We start from the raw sequence: 3,314 nt of genomic DNA, 5'->3' as shown, positions 1-3,314 counted from the left end.
ATCGGCCTGATCGCCGACATCGGCCAGCCGGACTACTTCAAGCCGAGCTCTCGGAGTTGAAGGATTGCCTGGAGCGGATCGTCTCAAATTTCATGCTTGTCACCGGAGTTGCGCAGTCGAGTTCAATCCGTTGCAAGCGCCGCCGTCGCGGCCGCGATGACTTCGTCCTGTAGCGGCGAGGCGCCGAGCGCGCGGGCCATGACGACAGTACCGATCAGCATCGTCAGTGTGCGGATCGCTTCCGCGCGCGCGTCATGCTCTGCAACGCCGCGCGCAATCAGGCCGGCTGCAACGCGCGTGATCAACTGCTCGGCGCCGACGGTGAATTCCGTGCCGAGCACGTCCGGCATGCGCCCGGCGTCGGCACCGAAGCCCGCCGCGGGACAGCCCATCCCGGGATGGGCGATGTGCTCGCGCGACAGGTAGCGCGCCACGTAGGCGGCGAGCGCCGCTTCGGCGCCGCCTGTGTCCATGTCGCGGTCGATGCCGCCGGCCATCGCGGCGAAGGCGTGCCGCGTGGCGGCAGCGAGCATGTCGTTCTTCGACGCGAAGTGCCGGTAGAAGCCACCCTGCGTCATGCCGGCGGCGGCCATCACGTCAGCGATGCTGGCCCCCGCGACTCCGCGCTCGCGCAGCAGGCGCGCCGCCGTATCGACGATTTTCGCTTTGCTCTCAGCGGTTTGTTCCCTGGTCTTGCGCATGTGATCGAACCTGTCTCGTGTCGCTTGACAATTTAGCGGTCGTTCGACATCTTTGCAATTAGAGTTCGATCGAAATCTAAATAGGAGCTGACCATGACCAGCCCATCCCTGCGTCCCCTGACCGAGGCCGAGCGCCTCCGCCGGGCCTATGGCACCTATGCGGTCGTGACCGGCGCCTCCGATGGGATCGGCCGCGCGGTGGCTATGCGGCTGGCGGAGGCCGGCTTCGGCCTCGTACTGGTCGCGCGGCGCCGCGCCGTGCTGGAGGCGCTCGCCGCTGAGCTCGAACCGCGCACGCCCATCCGCCCGGTCGTGATCACAGCCGATCTCTCGGTGCCGGACGATGTCGACCGGATCGCGCGAGAGACCGCTGATATCGATGTCGGCCTGCTGGTCGCGGCCGCCGGCTTCGGCACTTCGGGGCCGTTCGTCGACGGCGATCTCGCAGCCGAGCTGAACATGATCGACGTCAATTGCCGCGCGCTGGCGCAGCTCACGCATCTGTTCGGGCGCCGCTTCGCCGCGCGCCGGCGCGGCGGCATCGTGCTGATGAGCTCGCTCGTCGCCTTCCAGGGCGTGGCGCGCGTCGCCAACTACGCGGCGACCAAGGCCTTCGTGCAGAGTCTCGCCGAAGGTCTCGCGCCGGAGCTCAAGCCGTTCGGCGTCGACGTGCTGGCCTCGGCGCCGGGGCCGGTGATGAGCGGCTTCGGCCAGCGCGCCCACATGACGATCCGCAGCGGCCAGACACCGGACGAGGTCGCCGTCGGCACGCTCAACATGCTCGGACGGCGCACCACGGTGCGGCCCGGCTTCCTCGCCAAGGCCCTGGAGGCGAGCCTGATGCTGCTGCCGCGCTCGGCCCGTGCCGCGATGCTGGCACGCGTGATGGCCGGCATGACGCAGGCGGCGTGAGCCGATCCTTCCCGAAGCCCGGAGTGCGCTGCCATGATGACCGACACGCCGTCCCCCGTCGCCGTCCCATCGCCTCCGCCGTCGCGGCTTTCGGCATCGGAACTGCTCGATCTTGCGCGCACCTGCGGCGCCGATGATTGCGGCCTTGCCTCGATCGACGATCCCAGCCTTGCCGAGGATCGGCCGCATATTCTCGCAGCCTTTCCCAAGACGCGCACGCTCTTGGTGCTGGTCGGACGGATGCATCGCGAGCCGGTCCGCTCGCCGGCGCGCTCGGTCGCCAATCTCGAATTTCACCGGTCGGGCGACCACATCGACGAGGTCGCGCGCGGCATCGTCCGCGTGCTGGAGGACCGCGGCATCCGCGCGCTCAATCCGGCGATGGCGTTTCCGATGGAGATGGACCGTTTTCCGGAGCGCGGCTGGATCGTGTCGCACAAGCGCGCCGCCGAGGCCGCCGGGCTCGGCCGCATGGGTATCCATCGCAGCGTCATCCATCCGCGCTTCGGCAGCTTCATCCTGCTCGGCACGGTGTTGATCGCTGCCGAGGTCGATGCGGTCGCTGCTCCGCTCGACCACAATCCATGCCTCGAATGCAAGCTGTGCGTCGCCGCCTGTCCGGTCGGGGCGATCAAGCCCGACGGAGCCTTCGACTTCTCCGCCTGCCTCACCCACAATTATCAGCAATTCATGGGCGGCTTCGTCAACTTCGTCGAGGACATCGCCGAGTCGCGCTCGGCCAACGATCTCCGCAGCCGCGTGAGCTACGCCGAGACGGTAACGCGCTGGCAGAGTCTGTCCTACGGGCCGAACTACAACGCCGCCTATTGCCTCGCCGTCTGCCCCGCCGGCCACGACGTCATCGGCCCCTATCTCGCCGACCGCAAGCAGCACGTCGCAGACGTGCTGGAGCCGCTGACGCGCAGGACCGAGCCGGTCTATGTCGTGCCCGGCAGCGACGCCGCCGACTACGTCGCGCGGCGCTTTCAGCACAAGACGATCCGCTTCGTGCGGGCGAGCGTCCGTGCGACCTCGATCCGCGGCTTCCTCCAGGGCATGCCGCTGACCTTTCAGCCCGGCAAGTCCAAAGGCCTGGATGCGATCTATCACTTCACCTTCACCGGCCAAGAGACGGCCGAAGCCACCGTCACCATCCGCGACCGCCGGCTGACCGTGCAGCCGGGCCATGTCGGCAAGGCCGACCTCCGCATCACCGCCGACGCCAAGGCGTGGCTGCGCTTCCTCGCCAAGGAGATCTCGGTCGCACGCCTGGTCCTCACCCGCTCGCTGCGGCTGAAAGGCCCGGTCCGCCTGATGGCGGCGTTCGGCAAGTGCTTTCCATCGTAGCGTCAACCGGGACTCGGGCCCTTGGCGCGGAGAGTTTTATGCACTGTCACCGAATTTGTGACTTTACCGGCTTGCCGAGCGCTGGGCCGCGGCGCATCGATCGGATGTCGTCCGCCTCTACCGGCTCGCCCTGGAGAAGGGTGCGGCCGACGCGATCTACCACGCCGACGGCGAGGAGGGCGTCCCCATGCGCGAGGTCATCGAGGCGGTCGGCCGCGCGCTGAACGTGCCGGTCGTCTCGATCAGAAAGGAGGAGGCTGGTGACTACTACGGGCCGCTGGCGATGTTCGCGGGCCTGGACATGCCGGCCTCCAGCACCCTGACACAGCAGCGCCTGGGCTGGACGCCCGAGGG

The 3,314-nt window shown here is 68.2% G+C and carries 3 protein-coding genes; 2 read left to right on the top strand and 1 reads right to left on the bottom strand.

Annotated elements, in window-relative coordinates; translation table 11 throughout:
* Nucleotides 1-122: 122 nt before the first annotated feature.
* Nucleotides 123-701 carry a TetR/AcrR family transcriptional regulator gene (locus ACQR1D_RS31860; RefSeq protein ID WP_315800311.1) on the bottom strand — a complete coding sequence of 193 codons (579 nt, stop codon included), beginning with the start codon at nucleotides 699-701 and terminating at the stop codon, nucleotides 123-125.
* A 93-nt stretch (nucleotides 702-794) separates the two neighbouring features.
* On the opposite strand from ACQR1D_RS31860, the gene ACQR1D_RS31855 reads away from it, so the two are divergent.
* Both ACQR1D_RS31855 and ACQR1D_RS31850 read left to right on the top strand, forming a co-directional pair.
* Nucleotides 795-1,613, top strand: a complete 819-nt coding sequence (locus ACQR1D_RS31855; RefSeq protein ID WP_316236648.1) for an SDR family NAD(P)-dependent oxidoreductase — start codon at nucleotides 795-797, stop codon at nucleotides 1,611-1,613.
* Between the two features lie 33 nt (nucleotides 1,614-1,646).
* Nucleotides 1,647-2,960: an SCP2 sterol-binding domain-containing protein gene (locus ACQR1D_RS31850; RefSeq protein ID WP_434894285.1), complete on the top strand. Its 1,314-nt coding sequence runs from the start codon at nucleotides 1,647-1,649 to the stop codon at nucleotides 2,958-2,960.
* Nucleotides 2,961-3,314: the final 354 nt, after the last annotated feature.

The sequence above is a fragment of the Bradyrhizobium sp. HKCCYLRH2047 genome, from assembly GCF_051168175.1.
Lineage (GTDB): Bacteria > Pseudomonadota > Alphaproteobacteria > Rhizobiales > Xanthobacteraceae > Bradyrhizobium.
Note: the sequence above shows the minus strand (reverse complement) of the source record. Positions and strands in the feature narration are given on the sequence as shown.